Origin of the sequence: Geobacillus sp. CX412, assembly GCF_027942335.1 — a bacterium.
Classification (GTDB): Bacteria; Bacillota; Bacilli; order Bacillales; family Anoxybacillaceae; genus Parageobacillus_B; species Parageobacillus_B toebii.
In genome coordinates, this window is sequence record NZ_CP103461.1 from 1,489,374 (window position 1) to 1,512,355 (window position 22,982).

21 protein-coding genes and 2 pseudogenes are annotated in these 22,982 nt (G+C 42.5%); 15 read left to right on the forward strand and 8 right to left on the reverse strand.

Annotation, left to right across the window (positions count from 1 at the left end; all coding sequences use genetic code 11):
- Positions 1 to 68 precede the first annotated feature (68 nt).
- From NXM86_RS07945 to NXM86_RS07955, 3 genes are all read left to right on the forward strand, one after another.
- Positions 69 to 1,226, forward strand: coding sequence for a transglycosylase domain-containing protein (locus tag NXM86_RS07945; RefSeq protein ID WP_498959009.1), 1,158 nt, complete (start codon positions 69 to 71; stop codon positions 1,224 to 1,226).
- A gap of 100 nt (positions 1,227 to 1,326) precedes the next feature.
- Entirely contained in the window at positions 1,327 to 1,476 is a 150-nt protein-coding gene (locus NXM86_RS07950) for a YflJ family protein (RefSeq protein ID WP_082798119.1), read from the forward strand.
- 75 nt (positions 1,477 to 1,551) lie between these two features.
- Positions 1,552 to 1,746, forward strand: a complete 195-nt coding sequence (locus NXM86_RS07955; RefSeq protein ID WP_062677698.1) for an NETI motif-containing protein — start codon at positions 1,552 to 1,554, stop codon at positions 1,744 to 1,746.
- A gap of 27 nt (positions 1,747 to 1,773) precedes the next feature.
- Here NXM86_RS07955 and NXM86_RS07960 read toward each other — a convergent pair whose 3' ends face one another.
- The gene (locus NXM86_RS07960) at positions 1,774 to 1,947 is read right to left on the reverse strand and encodes a hypothetical protein (protein WP_498958868.1); all 174 of its coding nucleotides are present in this window, start codon (positions 1,945 to 1,947) and stop codon (positions 1,774 to 1,776) included.
- A gap of 61 nt (positions 1,948 to 2,008) precedes the next feature.
- Positions 2,009 to 2,185, reverse strand: a complete 177-nt coding sequence (locus NXM86_RS07965; protein ID WP_498958870.1) for a hypothetical protein — start codon at positions 2,183 to 2,185, stop codon at positions 2,009 to 2,011.
- 107 nt (positions 2,186 to 2,292) lie between these two features.
- On the opposite strand from NXM86_RS07965, the gene NXM86_RS07970 reads away from it, so the two are divergent.
- Entirely contained in the window at positions 2,293 to 2,508 is a 216-nt protein-coding gene (locus tag NXM86_RS07970) for a DUF6501 family protein (protein ID WP_498958871.1), read from the forward strand.
- Positions 2,509 to 2,615: 107 nt separating this feature from the next.
- On the opposite strand, the gene NXM86_RS07975 is transcribed toward NXM86_RS07970, so the two are convergent.
- The 4 genes from NXM86_RS07975 to NXM86_RS07990 all read right to left on the reverse strand — a co-directional run bounded on the left by NXM86_RS07975 (position 2,616) and on the right by NXM86_RS07990 (position 7,723).
- A complete protein-coding gene (locus NXM86_RS07975; protein WP_328267738.1) occupies positions 2,616 to 3,824 on the reverse strand; it encodes an MFS transporter in 1,209 nt (402 codons plus the stop codon).
- A gap of 145 nt (positions 3,825 to 3,969) precedes the next feature.
- The gene (locus tag NXM86_RS07980) at positions 3,970 to 5,112 is read right to left on the reverse strand and encodes a Ger(x)C family spore germination protein (protein ID WP_498959010.1); all 1,143 of its coding nucleotides are present in this window, start codon (positions 5,110 to 5,112) and stop codon (positions 3,970 to 3,972) included.
- Positions 5,109 to 6,635, reverse strand: a complete 1,527-nt coding sequence (locus NXM86_RS07985) for a spore germination protein (protein ID WP_498958873.1) — start codon at positions 6,633 to 6,635, stop codon at positions 5,109 to 5,111. Before NXM86_RS07985 ends, NXM86_RS07980 begins: the two co-directional genes overlap by 4 nt.
- 2 nt (positions 6,636 to 6,637) lie before the next feature.
- On the reverse strand, positions 6,638 to 7,723 hold the full coding sequence (locus tag NXM86_RS07990; RefSeq protein WP_498958874.1) for a GerAB/ArcD/ProY family transporter: 1,086 nt from the start codon (positions 7,721 to 7,723) through the stop codon (positions 6,638 to 6,640).
- Between the two features lie 312 nt (positions 7,724 to 8,035).
- Between NXM86_RS07990 and NXM86_RS07995 the strand changes: the two genes are divergently transcribed.
- A complete protein-coding gene (locus NXM86_RS07995; RefSeq protein ID WP_498958875.1) occupies positions 8,036 to 8,968 on the forward strand; it encodes a DMT family transporter in 933 nt (310 codons plus the stop codon).
- Positions 8,949 to 9,878 (forward strand): DMT family transporter, encoded by a 930-nt coding sequence (locus NXM86_RS08000; RefSeq protein ID WP_285753081.1) that lies wholly within the window; start codon positions 8,949 to 8,951, stop codon positions 9,876 to 9,878. The genes NXM86_RS07995 and NXM86_RS08000 overlap by 20 nt, the downstream gene beginning before the upstream one ends.
- 45 nt (positions 9,879 to 9,923) lie before the next feature.
- Here NXM86_RS08000 and NXM86_RS08005 read toward each other — a convergent pair.
- Positions 9,924 to 11,179, reverse strand: a pseudogene (locus NXM86_RS08005) (sensor histidine kinase).
- A gap of 243 nt (positions 11,180 to 11,422) precedes the next feature.
- Here NXM86_RS08005 and NXM86_RS08010 point away from each other — a divergent pair.
- The 5 genes and pseudogenes from NXM86_RS08010 to NXM86_RS08030 all read left to right on the forward strand — a co-directional run bounded on the left by NXM86_RS08010 (position 11,423) and on the right by NXM86_RS08030 (position 16,998).
- Entirely contained in the window at positions 11,423 to 11,839 is a 417-nt protein-coding gene (locus tag NXM86_RS08010) for a GntR family transcriptional regulator (RefSeq protein ID WP_089097712.1), read from the forward strand.
- Positions 11,805 to 12,705: pseudogene (locus NXM86_RS08015) on the forward strand (ABC transporter ATP-binding protein). Before NXM86_RS08010 ends, NXM86_RS08015 begins: the two are co-directional and overlap by 35 nt.
- Complete coding sequence (locus NXM86_RS08020; protein ID WP_498958876.1) at positions 12,680 to 14,395, forward strand: ABC-2 transporter permease family protein; 1,716 nt, start codon at positions 12,680 to 12,682, stop codon at positions 14,393 to 14,395. Before NXM86_RS08015 ends, NXM86_RS08020 begins: the two are co-directional and overlap by 26 nt.
- A 130-nt stretch (positions 14,396 to 14,525) precedes the next feature.
- Positions 14,526 to 14,891, forward strand: coding sequence for an ArsR/SmtB family transcription factor (locus tag NXM86_RS08025; RefSeq protein ID WP_498958877.1), 366 nt, complete (start codon positions 14,526 to 14,528; stop codon positions 14,889 to 14,891).
- A complete protein-coding gene (locus NXM86_RS08030; protein WP_498958878.1) occupies positions 14,881 to 16,998 on the forward strand; it encodes a heavy metal translocating P-type ATPase in 2,118 nt (705 codons plus the stop codon). Before NXM86_RS08025 ends, NXM86_RS08030 begins: the two co-directional genes overlap by 11 nt.
- A gap of 35 nt (positions 16,999 to 17,033) precedes the next feature.
- On the opposite strand, the gene NXM86_RS08035 is transcribed toward NXM86_RS08030, so the two are convergent.
- Positions 17,034 to 17,258 (reverse strand): YczF family membrane protein, encoded by a 225-nt coding sequence (locus tag NXM86_RS08035; RefSeq protein WP_498958879.1) that lies wholly within the window; start codon positions 17,256 to 17,258, stop codon positions 17,034 to 17,036.
- A gap of 128 nt (positions 17,259 to 17,386) precedes the next feature.
- Here NXM86_RS08035 and NXM86_RS08040 point away from each other — a divergent pair, with 128 nt between their 5' ends.
- From NXM86_RS08040 to NXM86_RS08055, 4 genes are all read left to right on the forward strand, one after another.
- Positions 17,387 to 19,018 (forward strand): spore germination protein, encoded by a 1,632-nt coding sequence (locus NXM86_RS08040; RefSeq protein WP_498958880.1) that lies wholly within the window; start codon positions 17,387 to 17,389, stop codon positions 19,016 to 19,018.
- The gene (locus tag NXM86_RS08045) at positions 19,015 to 20,223 is read left to right on the forward strand and encodes a Ger(x)C family spore germination protein (RefSeq protein ID WP_498958881.1); all 1,209 of its coding nucleotides are present in this window, start codon (positions 19,015 to 19,017) and stop codon (positions 20,221 to 20,223) included. The genes NXM86_RS08040 and NXM86_RS08045 overlap by 4 nt, the downstream gene beginning before the upstream one ends.
- A gap of 13 nt (positions 20,224 to 20,236) precedes the next feature.
- Positions 20,237 to 21,334: a GerAB/ArcD/ProY family transporter gene (locus NXM86_RS08050; RefSeq protein ID WP_498959011.1), complete on the forward strand. Its 1,098-nt coding sequence runs from the start codon at positions 20,237 to 20,239 to the stop codon at positions 21,332 to 21,334.
- A gap of 186 nt (positions 21,335 to 21,520) precedes the next feature.
- Positions 21,521 to 22,972 carry a SpoIIE family protein phosphatase gene (locus NXM86_RS08055; RefSeq protein ID WP_498958882.1) on the forward strand — a complete coding sequence of 484 codons (1,452 nt, stop codon included), beginning with the start codon at positions 21,521 to 21,523 and terminating at the stop codon, positions 22,970 to 22,972.
- The last annotated feature ends 10 nt before the right edge of the window (positions 22,973 to 22,982 follow it).

A 22,982-nucleotide genomic window follows, 5' to 3' on the forward strand; every position in this document is an offset into this window, starting at 1 on the left:
GGTATCATTTAACGCAAAATGAAGTGCTTTCCGGAGGCCTTCATATTTATACGGAGTTGAACCCTCATATGCAGGATGCGCTAGAGGCGGTGTATCAAAATGACGCTCTATTTCCAAAAGGAACGGACGATCAGCTTGTCCAAAGCGGCGCGGTGCTTCTTGATCCGAAAACAGGCGGGATCAAGGCGTTAATTGGCGGGCGGGGCGAGCATGTATTCCGTGGATTTAACCGGGCGACACAACTAAAACGCCAGCCAGGGTCGACGATGAAGCCGCTTGCCGTGTATACGCCAGCGTTAGAACAAGGCTACCATATATTTGACGAATTAAAAGATGAGCCGATGGAATTTGATGGTTACCGTCCCGAAAACTATGATCACTCCTATCGCGGTACGGTGACGATGTATGAGGCCGTTATTCATTCGCTAAACGTTCCAGCTGTATGGCTTTTGGATCAGATTGGACTCAAGAAAGGAATCGATGCGTTACATCGATTTGGCATTCCACTCGAAAAAGGCGATCATTATTTGGGAATCGCGTTGGGAGGAATGCAGCGCGGTGTATCTCCATTGCAAATGGCAGAGGCATATTCCGTGTTTCCGAATGACGGCGTGCGAACAGACGCGCACATTATCACGAAAATCGTCGACCAAAACGGCAACGAAATCGCGAAATGGCAGCAACATGATGTGCGTGTCACATCAAAAGAAGTGGCCCAAAAAATAACGTTTATGCTCGAAGGGGTTGTAAAAGAAGGAACAGGGAAACTCGCACGCATTCCTGGGAGGGCGTTAGCGGGAAAAACAGGATCGACCCAAGTTCCGTTAAACGGAGTAAATGGGGTAAAAGATCAATGGATGGTTGGCTATACTCCCGAGCTTGTTGGAGCTGTCTGGCTTGGGTATGATCATACCGATGAACGTCATTATTTACGAACGGCAAGCAGCCAAACGGTTGCCGTTATTTTCCGTGAAATCATGGAAAATGCGCTCGAAGGCACCCCAGCGCAATCATTTGCATATCCGGCTTTAAAGAAAGAAAAGAAACAATGGCAACAATGGCATACACAAAAGAAAGAGAAAGAAAAACGAAAGAAAGAAGAGGAACAAAAACATGAACGCGGCCCGAAAGAAAAAAGAGAGAAGGAAAAACGACCGCACCACTGGCATGACAAACATGAAAAGAAACATAAAGAAAAAGGAAAAGGCCATAAACATGGTGATTAAAATCGGATTGGCGTCATAACCAATCCGATTTTTTTAGTTCTGATTTTTTGTTTCCGCCGCATATATTAGGACAAAGTGATGAAAAAGGAGGGGGAGGTCTATGGCTTATTTCGGTTCGAAAGGTTGGCTCGTCCAGCAGTTGAAAGAGGCGGGAATTCGCCGTCATCCTGTGGAAAGAAAAAAATTAGAAACGTATAGAACAGCCATTTTATATGGACTGTATCAAAAATATGTGGCGAAAGACCGTTAACCGAACGCTGCCATCGCGTTCGGTTTGTTTTTTGCGCCAAAATAGGTCATCATAAAAAGGAAAGGAGGTTGATTGATGGTAATGAAAAAAAGATTTGTCGTCGAAGAACATGAGACGATTGACCAATGTCTGGAGCGTATAAAAGCTGAAGGATATCGCCCGATTCGCCGCATGGAACGGCCGATTTTCCGTGAAGTGAAGAAAAATGGGGAAACGGTCATTGAACCGTGCGGAAGAATCATCGAGTTTGAAGCTGTCTTAAACGAATAAACGAGAATACCAAATAGGCATTCTCGTTTATTGCTGCAAATCGCGCGTTTTTTTCGCTTCATCATGACTCCCGGTCGGATTGCCGCTTGATGCTTCGTAGCCGACACGATACACATAGTTTTTTGGTGCGTTGATCACGTTGTCCATGTTGTATTGCTTGATGTCTTGCTGAAATCGATGTTCGTTTTGATGTGTTTCCATCGCGTTTCCTCTTTCATTCAAAAACTTCCATCCATAGCATGCCCAACAGCACTTACATTAATTAAAAACCGTGAACGGTCATTGCGCTGTTGACAAATATATAACTAAAACGCAGCTTTTTCCCGTGCTGTTCAATGTGGATTGCTGTTTTAAGCAAATCGTCTTTCACACGTGCAAAAAAGAGCGACTTCGCTCCCGTTTCCGCCAATTTAATGAAAAAGATAGAAATATTATGCAATATTTCTCTTTTTATCCAATCTATATGATTTCTTTGATATTGCAGCCAAATAGAAAGATCGCTAAAATGGGAGTAGTAATGATGACAGAAAAAGGAGAGAGTCGGATATGATTCATCATACTTGGTTAAAACGCCCAACGCTGAAAAAAGTGAAATGCGTACATACAAACGCGGAAAAATACATCGTTAATCATGTGTTAACACCGGGAAAAACGTATGAAGTGAAAAACGAAACCGAAGAGTTTTATTTTATTATTGATAATACCGGAAAAATTGGCGGATTTTATAAAGACTATTTCGAGGAAGTACAAGAGGCGAAGTAAGGGCAGGCAAATTCAGCGTTCTATGAATTGTGAGATCATTGCTAGATGAATGCTATCAAGCTATAAAGGCAGTCTTCTTTTATCAAAGAAGACTGCCTTTTCGCCTATTAGGAAGCGAACGATTTCTCTTTCGGCAACCACCATGTAAGTACCCCAAACAGCGGAAGGAAACTGCATAATATCATAAGAGTATTTAAATTATACAAATCAGCAATTTTTCCAAGAACAACAGCCCCAAGCGCTCCCATCCCAAACGCAAGGCCAACGATCAGCCCCGACGCCATGCCGACATTTCCGGGAAGCAATTCTTGGGCATACACGACAAATGTGGAAAAACTTAATGATAAAATAAAACCGGCAAGAAAAATGACAGGCAGTACCCATGCAAGTGGAAGATATGGAAGCATGAGGGCAAACGGCGTCGTGCCGAGCGTCGAAAACAACATTAAATTTCGTTTTCCAAATCGATCCGCCAGCGGTCCGCCTACAAATGTCCCGATGGCTCCGGCGATCATAAAAACAAACAAATAAACTTGTGCTTCTTGAATCGGCACATGATAGTGTTTCATCAAATAAAATTGATAATAATTGGAAATACCGGCCGAGTACCATGACCTTGCAAACACTAAAAAGATTAATAGCGTTAAGGCAAACATGATATTTCGTTGCTTTTTGACATCGCCTTTTTCTGCCTTGGTTTGTTTCTGAACCGTTTCGTATTCTTTAAGACGGAGCGAATACCAGCGCGACACACGAAACAAAAGAACGATGCCAAAAGCAGCAATCGCGGTGAACCAAGCTGCGCCTTTTTGCCCAAACGGAACAAAAATCAGTGCTGTAAATAATGGAGCAAGGGCATTTCCCGTATTCCCACCCACTTGATAAATGGATTGGGCAAATCCTCTTTTTGCTCCTGCGGCAAAATATACAACGCGCGACCCTTCGGGATGAAAAATCGCTGAGCCGAACCCTACAAACAAGACGGATAATAAAACAAAGAAAAAATGCGGTGCAAACGCAAGCCCAACCATGCCAAGCAAGCTCGCTGCCATTCCGAGCGGCAGGAAGTAAGGAGAGGGGGTTCGGTCCGTAAAAAAGCCAACAACCGGTTGCATCACCGAAGAGGTCATATTTAAGGTAAAGGCGATCCATCCAATTTGAGTATACGATAAATTCATGGATGCCTCTAAAATCGGAAACAACGCCGGAACGACCGCTTGCATCGAGTCATTCAATAAATGGCCTAAACTAATCGCGATTAAAATGGGATATACGGTTGTTTGCACCCCCGTGACACGTTGGACATTCACTTGCATTTCTCCATCCCCCTTATCGTTTTCAAAAAAAATCCCCTTCGCTTAAAGCGAAGGGAGCCATTTATTCTTTATTCCATTATAACCCATTTGAAGGTGATTGCAATAACATATGTTTACGTTCTAGCCAAAAATGATCGAAGATGCATCACTGTCTAAATTTCTCTTTTCCAGACGTATCAATGGAAATTTTTACTTTAATCTTTTTTAAATTTTCGTCTGTTAATGGAATCTTTCCGTTTTTGGAAAACTTCTTCCAATCTTCTGGTTTTTTGCGATACATCGCTTCAGAGAGGTTAAGGATATCCATATCGTATTTCAGCCCCAATTTGTAGAGGCTTCTTATTTCCTCTTCCACCGTTTTTTGCGCCAAGCGAATTAATTGTTTTTCCGTTAATTTTTCTCTTAACTCCACTACACTTCCTTTGCCGGATACCTTGATGTTAAACACGGGAGTATTTCCTTTGATTTGGTAGGAAATTTTGGGTTTAGGTTTAAGAATGACGATCGATGCGACCACTTTGTTTCCTTTTTTTACATAAATAGGAGTTCTGCTTATATCTTTTTCAAACCACCTGATTCCCAGCAACTTGGAACGATCGATACATTGTTGAAGCTCATAATGGTCAACAAAGCAAATTCCTTTTACATTTAACATCGGTTTTTCTTTTTCATTTTCCGCCCAACTACGCGAAGCAATGTTGAGATAAGGGAGTCGTGCAGTTTTTGAATCTTCATTCATATCAGCGACAAAGCGATTTAAACGAATCGGCCGAATAAATGAACTTTGTTGAAAAAGCATCTCAGGATTGGATAACAAAGAATAGAATGGAGTTGTATGCAAAAGTGGTGTTGCCTCAAAAATTTTTTTTAATGGCTCATCTGTCGCATAAACCCATAGTGTAGGCCTAATTTCGTTATATCGGTCTAAAATGTCCAAGACGTCTTCTAATACTACTTTCTTCAAGGCTCTTTTTGTAAACACGATACTTTTCACATGCCCCCATGATACCATTCGTTGAATAGAAGTATACAACTTATCGGTTGCAATATTAAACGTTTCGCCTGTGAATCTTCCAACGGCAACGGAGGTTTTTTCTTGGGCGCCTCCAGTCTCGACTTTCGCCAATCCGGTAAAGCTAATGAGCTGCACATAAACGATAAAATGATGATCCTTATAATCAACACCTATTGCATCAATATAAACAAGTTGATCAATATTGCGCGCTCCCCAGCAGCCTGTTAACAAGAATATAGAGATGATAAAGGGAAAGGCGGGTTTGAAATTCAATTCGCTTCCCCCCTTGGTGTATCGTCCTGCGGTTTTAGCAAATCTGCTCTCTTTTTGAATTTTTTCCATCCATTCGGGATTAAGACTTTGAAAATATCCCTGGTTGGAGGAGAGAGCGGAGTAAGATACGGTATTCCAAATATTGTTAAATTTACCATGTATGTTAAAATTATAAATAAAGAAGCGATAAACCCAAAAAACCCTAGTGCAGAAGAAGCGGCTAAGACAATAAAACGCAATAACGTCACGGTTCCCGCCAAGTTTTGATTCACTAATGTAAACGTGGCGATAACGGAAATGGCCGCAACAACAAGGCTTCCTGGTGTGGATAAGCCAGCGTTGACAGCCGATTGTCCAATAATCAATCCGCCGACAACCGATAACGTTTGCCCAATCGCTAACGGCAAGCGCATGCCCGCTTCTTTAAAGATCTCGAACAACCCCACCATGATAAACATTTCTAGTGGAACAGGCAACGGCACTCCTTGCCTGGAAAGCACAACCGTTCCTAAGAGAGTGAATGGCACTTCTTCTGGGTGAAACGATAATAACGCGACCCAAAATCCAGGTAAATAAATAGACACGGAAATTCCCATGGTGCGAAGGAATCTCTGAAAAATGACGAAGAAAGGTGATGTAACGTTATCTTCCGATGTATTTAGTAAAAACAATAAGTTTCCTGGACCAATAATGACGGTGGGAGCACCGTCTAGCAGGATGATAAATCTTCCATTTAATAAACAATTCACTGCAAAATCCGGCCGTCCTGTGTAGGCAAATAACGGAAACAGCGAGAACCGTTTATCGCCAATCTGCTCTTCCAACTGATTGGTGCTCGTAAGAGAATCAATATTTACCTGTAAAATTCTTTTTTTTACCTCATGAATCATTTCGGGATTGGCGATGTCGTCAATGTACATTAATCCCACTTTTGTTTGGCTTCTTGTTCCGACGATAAATTGTTCATAACAGAGCTTATGGGATTTGATCCGCTTGCGGATGAGCGCGACGTTTTTCGAAATTTCCTCAATAAAGCCGTCTTTCGGACCGCGGATCGACACCTCCGTGTTCGGCTCTTCCGGGTCGCGGTTCGGTGGATTGGCAAGCGTAAGGGAATATAAAACATCCGCTTCTTGAAAGTAGATTAATAAATCACCGCTAAAGAGAAGATAGTTCAGATCATCGATCAGCACTTCTTTTCCAAGCAATTCCATTGGCATCAGTTTGTTTGTTTCAATTTCCTCCACCGACTGGCAAGGATATTCGCGGCACATTTCGCGAAACATTGGAAATATGACCTGTTTCATCTGCTGAGTGTCACACAGCTCCTCACAATAGACAAACACTAAGGTAAGCGTGCCGCTTGCGGTTTTTGCCGGTTGAATCGTCGAGGTAAGAATCGCGACATCTTTACAATGAGAAAAATGATCGCGCAACGTTTGCTCGGAAATGATGAGTGTTTCCTGTCCGCTATGATCATTTGGATTATTTCTGACTTGCGGCGCTCTGGAAGGAATTTGCATGATTAAGCTCTCCTCTTCTTTAAATATGAAATGAGTGCCAATATCCCAATGAACAAAGAGAGAGATAGAATGGATAGTAGCGAAAGCGGCAGAACCAATTGATATAGCAAATCTAAAAATTTGTCGTCGCTGATCGGAATCAATGATAATAAAAACAGAGTGATATAAATAACGGCCAGAATCCATAATCGTGCTTTTTTATCCGTTACATGAAATAGCTCTGGTATAAGCGCGGAAGCCAGGGAAATTCGGATAAACGCTCCAGACATCCACTGATAAACAGCAAGAAAATCGAGATATTCAATATACGTTCCTAATTTAATCAATCGCCATTCGTCAAAGGCCGGGTAACGTAAATTCGCTGCTTCTTTCGGTCCATATTCAATAATCGCGCCAATCGTTGGACCAATGCTTAAGCTTGCGGCGAGAACACTAATGATGAAAAGAGCTTTAAAAGAAAAACGAGTTTGAAGATGATGTTGCATGAATAAAATAATAAAAATTTCCACATATCCGGCACCGGCATAGATCATTCCTTTGAAAACAGGAGTAAAGCCATTCTCCATGATTGGCTTTAACAATGAATAATCTTTATGCGGCGTAGTTGCGATCGCAACTAAAATCCCAAAAATAAAAACAAATGGTAAAAGAATAACCGCCGTCTTTGCGATGGATGGGATGCCATGATATGCGTTATAAAAGCACATCACTGTTAAGATTAATAAAATGGCCCAATCGGGTGTCCGCGTTAAGTAGGCAGTAGTAGTAAACGTAACCGTGTCGCTGAGTGTAACATAGCCGATAACAAGTAATAATAGGCTTCCAAGAATGGCCACGAAATATGCAATAGCACGATTAAATTCTGTTTTTAACCATAAGAATAAATTCATTTGATTGGATTGCTTCATGACAAAGTACAACAGCGGAAGCCATAATGGCAATGCAACAAGCGCTATGATTGACGAAATCCATGCATCACGACCGGCTGCTTGTAATAGCAACGGGACTACGATGACATGATTCATTAGCCCGATAGATAACATAAACACACAAGCCAGTTGAACGGTATTTAACGGAGTATTATTCACGGCGGACACCTTTCTTTTGGATGAATTACTAATCATGTTACTATTTTTTCCCAAAACAGAATACCTATTCTTTTTTGCAACATACATGGAATAATATGCAAAAATAGTAATGTGTATTTGACGATCATTTGATACAATGAAACAAAATGGAATGATATAGAGAAAAGGGTGGGAACGGTGAGAATGTATTTCGATTTATTGGAAAACGACCAGCCGTCTGCTTGTTTCTAAGACGAGGCGAGCAGCCAATAACCACGCCTTGTCTTAGGGATGAGGTTTTTAATCCCTATAAAGACGGAGGTTTGTTTCACGATGAAAAATACATTTTTTGGCGCTTTCTGTTTATCTTTGGCAGCAAGCATTTGGGGCGGAATGTACGTTGTCAGCAAATACGTCCTTGATTTCGTTCCGCCGTTTACGTTAGTTTGGCTTCGTTATGCAATCGCGTTCGTTGTTTTATTTGGAATATTAAAAGTCCATCAATACAAAACAAAAACGAGTATATCCATTCAAAAACAAGATTGGCTTTTGCTTGGGTGGATCGGTTTTATCGGTTATTTTGTTTCGATATCTTTGCAATTTATCGGAACAAAATTATCCGATGCGCATACAGGAGCATTAATCACGTCGGCGACTCCGGCGTTTATTGTCTTATTCGCAAAATTTGTCCTAAACGAATCCGTCACCTTGAGAAAAGTTATCGCTCTTTTGCTGGCTACTATCGGGGTTGTCATCGTCATCGGCTTTGACAATAGCGGAGGACAATCATTTTGGGGAAATATGATGTTAGTTGGGGCGGCGCTGACATGGGCGCTTTTATCTGTGTACGTGAAAGTGGCATCAGCCCGTTTTTCGACCTTAATGATCACAACATATGCCATTTGGTTTGCCTTATTATTCACTACACCGGTTATGCTTTGGGAACTGCATGAGCAACCTGTTTCTTTTCCTAATATAATAGTGGTGTTTGGAATTCTTTATCTTGGGATTATTTCAACCGCAGGGGCGTTTTTTCTTTGGAATAAAGGAATGGAAATGATGGATGCCGGGATTGGCTCGTTGTTTTTCTTTTTTCAGCCGCTTGTCGGCACTGTGTTTGGCTTTTTGTTTTTACATGAACAGATAACCGCCTCGTTTTATTTAGGCGGGTTGCTGATTATCATAGGGGTGTTTATTGCCGTTATGTCTCCTATCCATCAACATCAGTCAAAAGAAGGGGAGAATCATGCTCGCACAAGTCTCTAGTCGAATAAAAGGTCTAATGATGGTCATCACCGGTGCAACGCTTTGGGGATTATCAGGAACAGCGGCGCAAGTGTTATTTCAGGACAAGCAAATAACTGCAGAATGGCTTGTCGTGGTGCGAATGATGATTGCGGGAAGCGCGTTGTTATTGTTTGCGGTATGCAAACGGATGGCGATATTTTCGATTTGGACCGGCATCAAAAGCATCGGAAGCTTGCTCTTGTTTGGATTTGTCGGCATGCTTGGTGTGCAATATACATATTTTGCATCGATCGCCACCGGCAATGCGGCTACGGCGACATTATTGCAATATTTAGCTCCTGTCTATATCGTGTTATACGCCATGGCTGCTCAAAAACATCGTCCATCGAAAGAGGTGATGCTTGCAATTGTATTGGCTCTTTTAGGAACTTTTCTATTAATTACAAACGGTTCAACCGGAGAATTAAAAGTGCCGTTGATATCTGTCGTTTGGGGAATTCTTTCTGGTGTTGCCTTGGCATTTTATACGTTAGCTTCGGCACAGATGCTGAAAAAGTGGCACTCCATCATCGTTGTCGGCTGGGGAATGGTCATCGGTGGGGGAGGCATGTGTTTTGTTTTTCCTCCGTTTCCTTTGCCGGCGATTCGCTGGGATGTGGAGACGTGGCTGCTTATCTTGTTTGTCATTGTATTTGGCACTTTATTTGCATTTTTATTATTTGTCGAAAGCATCCGCTACTTATCGCCAACGGAATCGAGCTTGCTGTCTAGTGTAGAGCCGCTGTCAGCCGTAATCGCCTCGATTGTTTTTTTACATGTTCCGTTCGGCCTGTTTCAAGCTATTGGAGCCGCTTGCATTATGGTGACCGTTCTTTTATTGTCTCCAAAAAAAGAGAGACAATCTTCCAACTCGACATCTATAACATAAGAAAGGGATGTGGATTAGCTCCACCTCCCTCTTTTACTGACAGAATCAGTTCGCAGCTTTAGGAAACGTAATCGTCAACGTGGTTCCTTTATTAACCTCGCTTTGAATATGCAACGTTCCCTGCATCGTTTGAATCATCTTTACCGCGACCATGGTTCCAAGACCGGTTCCCTTTTCTTTTGTACTAAAGTATGGCTCACCAAATCGATTCATTTGTTCCGTTGTCATTCCCACTCCTGTGTCTTTAATCGTAATGATGACATGATTTCCATGCAAGAAGGATGAAATCGTCAATGTCCCTCCGTTCGGCATGGCTTCGATGCTGTTTTTTATCAAATTCAAAAAGCACTGCTGAAAATACTGAATGTTTCCAATAATCGCGCCGGGTTGTAGCTCTTCAACAATTTCAATCGAGTTCATATGAGCCATTGGCGCCAACATCTGAATGACCTTTCGCAGCTGGTCATCTACCATCAGGCGTTCCACTTTGTTCGAGGATGGTTTGGCGAAGGTTAAATATTCGTTAATAATCGCTTCCGCTCGATTAATTTCGTCTAAAGCAATTTGAATGTAGCGATCTTTTGCGTCTTGTGAAAGAGAAGGAGTTTTTAATAATTGAATAAATCCTTTGACAACAGTTAATGGATTGCGAATTTCGTGTGAAATGCTCGCCGCGAGTTGACTCACCACTTCCATTTTCTCGACTTTTACTAGTTTGGAGCGCATGATAATCGCTTCTTTTAATGTTTCCATTATATACACGACAAATAGCATTCCAATGGGAGGAAGTAAAATGAAATAAACAATATAAGAGTCCGTTACTGGAAATTGGGCGATGATAATGGCGAGAAATGTGGTGAGAACCGCCAGAAACAAGGTTAACCAGACCGACATAGAAAGTTTGCTTGAACGTTTTAATGCCTTAAAGGTTGGTGAAACGAGAGCCGCAATAATAAACATGGTTGTGTACACAACCGCGGTAATATATTCAAACCCGTAAATCAGAGAGCGAGCAGCTAGCAAAGTTAAAAGCAAAATAAATCCAACGATTCCACCACCATACAGTGTGCCTACAAGAAAAGGAATTTGCCGGAAATCATGAATACACTGTTCATCAATGTAAATAGGAAATTTCATGCATAAAATGATCGAAAACCCCATGCAAACAGCAAGAAGAGCATTTCTGTATAATGTTCGCTTTTTAAATATCTCCCATGATCATAAATAAAGTAAAAAACAAATACGCTCACTAAAATATAAAACAAATTGTTCAATACATGCTGATTTATGTAAGAACCCATATAATATCTCCTATCTATGAAAATTCCATACTATTATTATACGGAAAGAAGGGATTGGAAAAATAGCTTTTTTATGAAAAAGGGAGCTGCTATTGCTTTTTTGTGCAAAAGTATCAGTAACGTAAGGAATACTATGCCTTGCGTTGCGTTTTTTACATTTATGAAAAGTACTTGTCATTTGTCTGTTATAAGTGTACTATTATTAATAGTACAGTTGGTACAGAAAGTGAAAGGAGGAGGGGGATGTTTGAGTTAGATGTCCGCAGCCGCCAGCCGATTTATGAGCAGCTGGTCGAAAAAATGAAAGAAATGATCATCCGCGAAATATGGAAGCCGCATGAGCAGCTGCCATCCGTACGGATGTTGGCGAAACAATTGACGATTAATCCAAACACGATTCAAAAAGCGTATCGGGAATTAGAGCACCAAGGGTTTATTTATTCAATTCCAGGAAAAGGCAACTTTGTTTCTCCGCAGCCAAAAGCAGCAAGTCAAGAAAAAATCGAAGCCATTCGGCACGATATTATCCGCCTGGCTGCCGAGGCGCTTTTTTTAGGGGTGACCAAAGAGGAAGTGCTGCAATGGATCGAACAAGCTGAACAAGGGGAGAGAGGGGGAGAAACCGATGATTCATTTGACGAACGTAACAAAAACGTTTGACCGCTTTCAAGCGGTTCGCGGAGTGAACATGGCAGTTCAAAAAGGAAGAATTTACGGCCTGCTCGGCTCCAATGGCGCCGGAAAAACGACATTGCTAAAGATGATGGCTGGGATTATCCGTCCTGATCATGGCACGGTGCTCATTGATGGAGAAGAAGTATGGGAAAATCCAGAAGTGAAGCGGCGAATCATGTTTTTGCCGGATCATGTATATTTTTTCCCACAGACAACAATCGAACAAATGGCTGCGTTTTACGAAAGCGTCTATCCATCTTTTCATCGGGAGCGGTTTACAAGATTACAAGAATTATTTTTGCTCGACCCGCGCAAAAAAATTCACCAGTTTTCAAAAGGAATGCAGCGTCAAGCCGCGTTTTGGCTCGCCTTTTCAACGATGCCGGACGTGCTCATCATGGATGAGCCGCTTGATGGGCTCGATGCGGTCGTTAGGCAAAAAGTGAAAAACATTATCGTCCAAGAAGTCGCTGAGCGCGAAATGACAGTGGTTATTTCTTCGCATAACTTGCGGGAGATGGAAGATCTTTGCGACTGCATCGGCATTTTGCATGAGGGGAGAAATGCTGTTTGAAAAAGAGCTGGATGCGATGAAAACCGATATCCATAAAATTCAAGTCGCTTTTCGGAATGGAATTCCAAAGCAATTTGCCGAGCAGCTTGATATCGTTTACGAAGAACAGCGCGGCAGCGTTCTTCTTCTCATTGTGCGCGGCGGAAAGCAGGAAATCGTTTCCTATATTAAGCCGTTTCAGCCGTTAATTTTTGATGTCCTGCCGCTTACGCTCGAAGAAATTTTCATTTACGAAATGGGGGATGCCGGCTATGCCATCGAAAATATTATCGTTTAATCGCGGGCTTTTGGTGCAAAATCTTCGCAGCGTCGGCTGGATTGGCATCGTGCATTTCTTGCTTTGGTTCGCCGCCATTCCACTGCAATTATTGATGGCTTACTCTCAGCAGGAAGATGGCGGTGTTTTCATTGAATGGAAAAACTTATATAGCATTTCCGCAGAGTTTCAAACGATGATCGTTTTTACGCTGCCGGTGCTATTAGCTGCACTATTATTTCGTTACATGCAAGGAAAACAATCCTCTGATTTTATGCATAGCTTGCCTGTGCAGCGAGCGGAGCTGTTTTGCCAGCAAGCTGTGTTTGGCGTGATGCTTATTGTCATTCCAATCATGCTTATTTCATTGCTTGCCATCGTTTGTCGCTATGGATTAAGCCTTTCCATGCCGCTTGCTATCGGTGACATCATTCGCTGGACGTGGGAAACGGCTATCATGGAGCTGTTTGTTTTTGCCGCTAGTGTGTTTGTCGGCATAATGACAGGCATGTCGACGCTGCAAGTGGTATTTACTTATATTTTGTTTTTATTTCCAGCAGGCATCACGATGTTGTTGTTAACCAATACCTCGTTTTTATTGGTTGGCTTCCCGGCCGATTATTATTTATCGCAAAACCTGGAAGCAATTGTTCCATTTTTCCGCTATTTAAAGCTCGAAGCAGAACCGTTGACAGCGGGCGAATCGCTTGCTTATCTGCTTTTGATTATGGTGGTCCTTATTTTAGCGATTTGGCTGTACCAAAAACGGCATAGCGAGGCGGCGACGCAGGCGCTGGCGTTTCCGGCGCTCCGTCCGATCTTTAAGTATGGTGTCGCGTTTTGTACGATGCTCGTCGGTGGTTTTTATTTCGGCGCTACGCAAAATCAGTTTTCCTGGATTGTATTCGGATATGTCACCTTCTCATTCATCGGCTTTTTCGTTGCCGAAATGATTATCGAAAAAACGTGGCGCGTTTTCCATAAGTGGAAAGGGTACGCTTATTTTGCCGCGGCGATGGTGGTCATTGGCATTTTGGTTCATCTGGATATAACCGGATATGAAAAACGGCTGCCGGCGCTAGAGGATATCCGCCAAGTCTATTTCGGTGGTTCCGTCTATGATTTTGTCGAGAATGGAAAACGTTCGTATGTACCGTTTGAGCAAGAAAACCAGTTTTTAAAGGAAAAAGAAAATATCCGCGCCGTCTACGCGTTTCACCAACAGTTAGTCAAAGATCAGCCAAGACCGTCCCGGTTTACAGACCAGAGACAAGTGGCGATCGGCTATGTGCTAAAGAACGGCAAGCGGATGATCCGCCAGTACCATGTGCCTAGCGAACCGTACTTTTCCTATTATAAACCGATTTTAGAGTCGAAAGAGTATAAGAAAAATTATTATTTATTGCTCCGCGATCAAGGATATTCGCCGATTCGCCAAGTCGCCTTTTACCACCCAGAGACGGGCGGGAAAACGTTGACGATCATCGAGCCGCAGCAAATTGATTCATTTATCGAAGCGTTAAAAGCCGACTTAATGGAAGAATCGGCAAGCGCAATGCTGGATAGCCACAAAGTATGGCAAGGGGATATCGAGCTTTTGCAAAGCGACGGCGATACCATTCATCTCATGTGGAAAAAAACATATACTCATGTCGAAAAGTGGCTCAAAGACCACCATCTGCTCGAAAAAACCCGGGGGAATGCGGAATGATAAAAGGGAATCATTGTGATTCCCTTTTTTTGATTTAAAAACATTCAAATTATCGTTTGAATGAATTGACGTTTTTGGTTGATAAAGGAATATACTATATTCAAACAAATATTTGAATGAAGGTGACAAGATGGCAAGCGATGTATGTGAAGTATTTTCCATTAACGCGGAAAAAGTGGATGCCGTCCGGCAGCGCATCAATGAAATCAGCGGGGTGGAACAGCTGTTTAAAGCGCTTGCCGATGCGACGCGCTTAAAAATCACGTATGCGTTAATGCTCGAAAAAGAGCTGTGCGTCTGTGATGTCGCAACGATTATCGGCTGCACGGTCGCAACCGCTTCCCACCATTTGCGTTTGCTTCGCGATATGGGAATCGCCAAGCACCGCAAAGAAGGGAAACTCGTGTTTTATTCGCTGAAAGACGACCATGTCGAACAGCTTGTGGCTCTGGCGCTTGTCCACGCCAAAGAGGGGGAAGAACACGATGGAAAATAAACATGTGTACCGCCTTCAAGGCCTTTCCTGCGCCAACTGTGCGGCAAAGTTTGAGAAAAATGTGAAAAGCATTGCGACGGTCAAAGATGCCGAAGTCAATTTTGGCGCGGCGAAGCTAACAATTATCGGCGAAGCGTCGATTGCGGAGCTGGAAAAAGCGGGTGCTTTTGACGGAATTACCGTCATTCCGGAAACAGAGCGGAAAGAACAGAAAGCAGAACCGTTTTGGAAAAAGAAAACAAATGTGATTGCGATGATATCGGCTTTGTTTCTCCTTGCCGGCTATGCAGCTGCTTATACGATCGGGGAACGGCATATTGCGACCATTTTATTATTTACAGCAAGTATCATCATTGGCGGCTACCATTTATTAAAAACCGGAATCAACAATCTTGTTCGTCTGCAATTTGATATGAATACGCTCATGACGATTGCTGTCATTGGGGCAGCGTGCATCGGAGAGTGGAAAGAAGGAGCGGTTGTTGTCTTCCTATTTGCGGTTAGCGAAGCGCTTGAGCGGTATTCCATGGATACGGCGCGCCGTTCGATTCAACGGCTGATGGATATCGCTCCGAAAAAAGCGATCGTGCTTCGAGATGGCAAAGAGTATGAAGTGGATGTGGAAGATATCGTTGTCGGCGATACGATAATTGTGAAACCAGGGCAAAAAATCGCAATGGATGGCATCGTGCTTCGCGGTGAATCATCCGTAAACGAAGCGGCGATTACAGGTGAATCGATGCCGGTAGCCAAAACCATTGGCGATGAAGTATATGCCGGAACGTTGAATGCAGAAGGAGCGCTCGAAGTACGAGTGACAAAGCAGGTGAAAGACACAACGATTGCGAAAATCATTCATCTTGTCGAAGAGGCGCAGGCACAGCGGGCGCCAGCCCAGCAATTTATCGATCGCTTTGCGCGCTATTATACGCCAGCGATTATGCTCATTGCTTTCCTTCTTGCAATAGTGCCGCCGCTATGGCTTGGCGGAGAATGGCTGACGTGGATTTACCGCGGCTTGACGGTGCTTGTCGTCGGATGTCCGTGCGCGCTTGTCATTAGCACGCCGGTCGCAATTGTAACCGCCATTGGGCAAGCGACACGGCAAGGAGTGCTTATTAAAGGTGGAGCGTATTTAGAAGAAATCGGAAAACTTTCGGCTATTGCGTTTGATAAAACAGGAACATTAACGACTGGAACCCCAGAAGTGACCGATATTTATCCATTTGGCGGCCTGGATGAAAAAGAAGTGTTAAAAATCGCCGCAGCCATCGAAAAACAGTCAGAGCATCCGCTTGCTTCTGCCATTTTACGCAAAGCAGAGGAATTACAAATATCATTCGACAGTTTGCAAGTAAGCGAGTTTCGCGCGATGACCGGCAAAGGAGCGGCAGCACGTGTGAACGGAACCATGTATTATATTGGAAAACCGTCCTTGTTTTCCGATGCGTCTATATGCGAAGACGTGCGCGCGCAAATCACACGTGCACAAAAGCAAGGAAATACGGTCATGCTGCTTGGTGATGAAACAAAGGTGCTTGGAATGATTGCCGTTTCTGATCAACTGCGTGAAAATGCTGCTTTTGTGCTAGAAACATTACGTAATCTAGGAATCACTCAAACAATCATGTTAACCGGCGATCACGAAACGACAGCGCGGGCCATTGCCTCTTCCCTTCCACTTACCGATATTCGAGCTGAATTGCTTCCAGAAGAAAAATTGACGGCGATTCAAACGCTACAGCAACAATCAGGACGTATCGCGATGGTCGGCGACGGTGTCAACGATGCTCCCGCGCTCGCTGCGGCAAACATTGGCATTGCCATGGGGGATATTGGAACAGATGTAGCGTTAGAAACAGCGGACGTTGTCTTGATGGGCGATGATCTTGGGAAACTCCCATATGCCATTCGGTTAGGACGGAAAACGATGCGCATTATTCAACAGAACATTGCGATTGCTTTTTTGTTAAAAGTGCTGGCACTTGTTCTTATTATTCCAGGTTGGCTTACGTTATGGATGGCCATTTTTGCGGATATGGGAGCGACGCTGCTCGTATTGCTCAATTCGATGCGGCTGCTTCGTCTAGGCGCGGTCAGCAAATGATAAAAAAGGTTTCTTGCCTTGGCAAGAAACCTTTTTTACATTTTCTTTTGTTTTTGAAGAAATAGCGCCGCTAACACATCGAGCACCCATAACAATAAAATGAAAAATAAAATAAACATTTCCGGTGTTTCCATGACACGAAATGGGTTCAGGACGTTGCGCATCGATTGACGTAATGTAAAACCCATTAACATATCCATTTCAATGGCGAGACCGATTAAAATGCTGCCAATGAACAATGAAATGCCTAATAGTTTCATCTCATCCCACCTACTGTCGGGGTTTTCTTTAGTTTTTGTTTTCTACCATTAAAACATTCTTTGTTTGTATATTAGAACCCTTCGCTGTCTATAATGGCAAGTAAATGAGTTGGAGCGAGGGGAGTACGATGCTGTTTCAGTGGGGATTGCGAAAAAAACAACAAGATAAGCAAGGAGCGACAACACGCCAAGAACGCGATCAAAGCGGTCAAGTCCAAGATATTCCGCATGAGCCGATTCATTCGCTGCTGGATGTGAATATCGATATCATTCGCCATACGACTGGAAACAGTTCCGATATTGTCATCCGTCGTTTTATGATTGGACAAGAACGTTCGATTCGTGCTGCTCTCATTTTTATCGATGGGCTTGCCGATGAAAAAAATGTGTATCAATTTTTGCTTGAACCGCTTATGACAGCAACGTTTCCGACTACCTTATCCCCGAAAGATACGTTTTGCTTTATGGAAAAAAAACTAGCTGCTGTCGGCAAAATCGAGCGCATCTCCCAGTGGGTTGATTTATTTTTGGCACTTATGTCAGGGGAGACGATTATTCTTCTTGATGGAGTGACGTTTGCTTTAAGTGCAAGTACGAGTGGGGGAGAATATCGAGCGATTGAAGAGCCGCAAACACAGCTAGCTATTCGCGGTCCGCGAGATGGATTTACCGAATCGCTGCGGGTGAACACTACTCTTATTCGCCGTCGCATTAAAAATCCGAATCTATGGCTCGAAACGATGAGAATTGGCGAAGTGACAAAAACGGATGTTGCTATTATGTATGTGAAAGGAGTTGCCAACGACGAAATCGTTGAAGAAGTTAAAAAACGGCTTCGCCGCATACATATTGATAGTGTCCTTGAATCGGGATATATCGAACAATTAATTGAAGATCAAACATTTACTACTTTTCCGACAACGTATCATACAGAGCGGCCGGATGTGGTGGCAGCCAATCTTCTCGAAGGTAGAGTGGCCATATTCGTTGAAGGAACTCCATTTGTGCTCGTTGCGCCCGCTTTATTTATCCAATTTTTTCAAGCTGTTGAAGATTATTACGCTCGCTTTGATATTGCAACAGCACTTCGATTTTTGCGTGTTCTTGTTTTCTTTATTTCACTTGTTGCCCCGGCGATTTATATTGCAGCAACGACGTTTCATCAAGAAATGATCCCAACTCCACTTGTCATTGCGATTGCTGCTCAACGTGAAGCAATTCCATTTCCAGCGTTTGTCGAAGCGTTGGTGATGGAAGTAATTTTTGAAATTTTGCGGGAAGCAGGGGTGCGCTTGCCGCGTGCTGTTGGTCAAACTGTTTCGATTGTCGGAGCGCTTGTCATCGGACAGGCGGCGGTGGAGGCAGGGTTTGTTTCATCGGCGATGGTGATTGTCGTTTCCATTACGGCAATCGCCAGCTTTGCAACCCCTTCGTTTGCGATTGCGATTTCCGCGCGCCTCATTCGTTTTGCGCTCATGTTTCTTGCGGCGATGTTTGGGTTTTACGGCATTATTATAGGAATTTTAGTGATGACGATTCATTTATGCAGTCTTCGTTCCTTTGGCATTCCATATATGTCACCGCTTGCCCCGTTTATTCCGTCCAACATGGGCGATACGCTTTTCCGCGTGCCAACATGGGCGTTTAAAGAGCGTCCGCGTTTAATCAATCAGAAAAATATTATTCGCCAGGGAAATCATCAACGACCTCAGCCGTCTGCTTCCAATCGTCAGGAGAAAAATGAGGGAGAGCAATCATGAAACGAAAAATCGTAATCATCATTTCACTTCTGTTATGTGCCACGGTTCTTTCCGGATGTTGGAGCACAAAAGAGCTGAACGAATTGGCCTTTGTCGTCGCTGTCGGAATTGATAAAACGAAGGATGGAAAATATGTGATGATATTTCAAGTTGTCAACCCAGGAAACGTTGTTGGTGCGAGACAGATCGGTGGAGGTAGTGGCGGGGTGCCGGTTTCCATCTACAAAGCAACAGGAGACAACCTCGTCGAGGCAAGCCGGAAAGCGTCCAAAAAACTATCGCGGCTTATTTACTATGCGCATACAAATTTATTTGTTATTAGTGAAGAAGTGGCAAAAGAAGGAGTCGACGGGTTGTTTGATGCACTCGAAAGAAATAGTGAATGTCGCTCGACAGCAATGGTCGTGATCGCCCGGCATCATTCAGCGGAAGAGGTTCTCAAAATATTAACGCCCATTGATAAAATTCCAGCAAATCAAATTATAAAAACATTGCAATTTTCTGAAAAAATATGGGGGCAATCGATTAATGTTGATATAGGAACAATAATTAACGATCTTGCTTCTCCAGGAAAAGCGCCTATCATTAGCGGTGTTGAGATTGTAGGAAGTGTACCAAAAGGGAAGCGGCAAACAAACGTGCAAGCTTCTGAACCTGATGCACGATTGAATGTCAATGGCCTAGCTATGTTTAAAGATGATAAACTTGTCAGATGGATTAATGGCGAAGCAGCGCGTGGAGTGGTATGGATTCTTGATAAAATGGAACAAACAGGCGTTACGATCGAATGGAAAGAGAAAAAAGAAGCAGCTGTCTATAAAGTCGTTCGTGCCAAAACGAGCGTAGCGGCGCATATGAAAAAAGGAAAACCATCCATTTCCATTCATATTCAGGCAGAGGGAGATATCGGCGAAGAGTTTGTCTCCATTGATTTTACCAATCCTAAGCAAATTTTTGCATTAGAAAAAAAAGCGGAAAAAAGTATAAAGAAGGAAGTTGTCAAAGCGATAGAAGAAGCAAAAAAAGCAAAAACAGATATCTTTGGGTTTGGAGATATTGTCTATCGTTCCTATCCGCAGCAATGGAAAACAATGAAATCAGATTGGAATGATCGCTATTTTCCGCAACTAGAGGTGAATGTAACGGTAGAAGCGTTTATTCGCCGGACAGGATTGCGAACGAAATCGTACCTATTTGGACAGTGAGGGCGGTGAAATGATGGAACGAGCGAAGATAGACGCACGGCAATTATTTGTACTAATCGTACTGTTCGAGCATGGAAGCGCAATCGTTATTCCGCTTGGTATAGGCGCAAAACAGGATGTTTGGCTTGCGATATTATTAGGTTTAGCATTTGGTTTACTATTGTTTTTTATTTATTACCGCCTCTATCGTTACTATCCAGATGCTCCATTGACTGCGTATGTACAAGACATTACTGGTCCTTGGATCGGTAAAGTTTTGGCGCTTATATATATTGTTTATTTTCTTTATATCGCTTCCCGGGTGCTCCGCGACTTTGGCGAGCTATTGTTAACGTTCGCATATCCAGAAACACCGCTCTTTATTTTAAATGCGATTATGATATTAACGGTGATGTATGGCGTTTATAAAGGGATTGAGGTCATTGCGCGGACGGGGGAATTGTTTCTTACCTTGCTTTATCTCCTCGCAGTATCTGGATTGATTTTAGTCATTTCTGCAGGACTGGTGGATCTCCATCGGCTGCAGCCGGTGCTCGAAGTAGGATGGAAACGGGTATTAAAAGTCGTGTTTACGGAGACGCTTTACTTTCCATTTGGGGAAATGATTGTTTTTACGATGCTATTTCCATATATGAACAACCCGGAAAAAATGAAACAAGCCGCGATAGCAGGCATGGTGTTAAGCGGTCTTAATTTGGCAATCATTATGGCGATCAACGTTGCCGTACTTGGAGCGGATGTTGTCGCCCGATCTGCATTTCCACTTTTGGACACGATACGGAGAATTCGAGTTGCGAATTTTTTGGAGCGTCTGGATGTATTTTTTATGATTGCCCTTATTATTGGCGGATTTTTTAAAGTATCCGTATTTTTTTATGCTGCGGTGATCGGAACAGCGAATGTATTTCGCATTCAAAATCATCAGCGTCTCGTATATCCGCTTGGGCTAATGGTTTTGCTGTTATCGATCGCCATTGCGAGCAATTATCCAGAACATATTACAGAAGGACTGAAAGTGGTGACAATTTATATGCATGTACCACTACAAATTATCATCCCGTTATGTTTGCTCATTATTGCAGCCATCCGTCATCGCTATTTTAAACAATAAAAAAGAAGAAAAAATACTTACTTCTTTTATGATGAAAAAAGCAGGAAAAAAAGTATGATAATCGAAATAGATAAAAAGAAAACTTTTTATTTTCGGGAAAACTGGTCTCCTTTTTGAAGGTGGCCTTTTGTCATAAGAAGGAATTTTATGTATTTTTGAAAGATTACTATGAAAAAGGGTTGAACAATGGTGAAACTAGATTCACAGGTGAAAGGAAAAACATGCGGTCATCATACAAGCGAAGGAATTGTCATCACAGATCGGAATAAAATTATCGTGGCAGTAAACGATGGAGCGGTAACATTAACCGGTTATTCCAAAGAACAGTTAATCGGTCAATCCTTTCAAATTCTCCTTTCCGATGAACATTATGTTGAGAAGTACGAATTAATCTGGAAATCAGTGTTGGAAAACGGCTATTGGGAAGGAGAAATTGATCATCTTATTGACAGTGACCGGAAATTAGTCCGAATGTTAACGGTTTATTCACTCACAGGTACAGCGAACGAATTTTACGTCTGGCGTTTTTCTGATGTGGAAACAATTATTCGTTCACCAAAATCAGAACAAATGCTTCAAGCTATTTATGAAACAGCTCCCATTGCCGTTATTCCGTTATGTAAAAATATGAAGGTAATGGATTGGGGAAATGCCGCAGAAACATTGTTTGGATGGAAACGGGAAGAAGTGATCGGCCGGCAATTTTTCTCGTTGTTTCATGATCATCCTCAATGCATAGCAATGTTTTCTCATCAGTTAAAAAATTCAACAGGCGAACGCACAGTTAGACGAAAAGATGGAACGTTCGTGGACGTTGCTTATTCTGCCATTCCTGTTACTGATTCGGCTGGAAATGTTACGGGATATATGATGATGGTTACGGATATCACAAAACAAAAACAAAAAGAAGCAGAGTATAAGAAGCAATTGGAACTTGCGAAAAAAATTCAACAAAGCGTGTTAACCCCTCCGATACAAAACGATGCAGTGACGATGGATGCCATTTATATTTCATCGGATGACTTGTCTGGGGACTTGTATGCATGTTACCAAATTGATTATGACCGCTATGGAGTCATTATTATTGATGTGATGGGACATGGCATTTCCTCTTCGCTTGTCAGCATGTTGCTCCGTTCACTATTAAGGGGATTAATTGTGCGTGTCATCGATCCAGTGTATGTCGCTATAGAACTCGAAAAGCATGTACAAAACTTATTCCCTAACGACGCAAATGGGATAAGATATTTATTTTCCATGATTTATTTAGTGATTGATACGAAAAAAAAGCAGATTGAATATACGAATGCAGGGCATCCTGCTGGATTGTTGGTTACGGAAGATGGAGAAATCATTGAATTGGATAAAGGAGGACTAGCGATTGGCAGTCCGTTTTCCGTCCCGTTTGAAAAAGAAGTTATTCATTATCAAAAGCGAACAAGATTATTTTTATACACGGATGGGATTTTAGATGAAATGGATTCATCCATTTTACAAAGCATGAATAAAATTCGCAACTATACAAAAATGTATAGCCATTTACCAGATAAACAATTTTTGCATATGCTGATTGATCATAGTCGATCGCCAATGAATCCTTCCGATGATATATGCTTATTATCTATTACGATTCAATAACGATCGTTTC